Genomic DNA, 241 nt, shown 5'->3' with positions numbered 1-241 from the left:
GGAAAGCGCTTCGGTATCGCCGCCAAGCTTCAGATAGGTCTTGCCGTCGGGATAACGCACCGGCGGCAGGATATAGATGTGATCCTCCTCCCGGTCGCCAAGCACGATGGTCGACGGCATGTCGCCGAAAACCGCCATCTCGCGCTCGCCGATTTCGTAGAAGACAACGGTGCGCGCCATCACTCTCAAATCGACGGGACGCGGCAGCAGGGCATGGAAATTGCTGAAAGCCCCGGCCGCG

At 61.4% G+C, this 241-nt stretch carries 1 pseudogene; it reads right to left on the bottom strand.

The window, feature by feature from the left end:
* A pseudogene (locus EOD29_RS34565) lies at window positions 1-241 on the bottom strand (FAD-dependent oxidoreductase); the annotation flags it as partial.

The organism is Mesorhizobium sp. M1A.T.Ca.IN.004.03.1.1, assembly GCF_003997555.1.
Classification (GTDB): domain Bacteria; phylum Pseudomonadota; class Alphaproteobacteria; order Rhizobiales; family Rhizobiaceae; genus Mesorhizobium.
The sequence above is the reverse complement of the archived record's forward strand: the minus strand, read 5'-3'. Positions and strand labels throughout refer to the sequence as shown.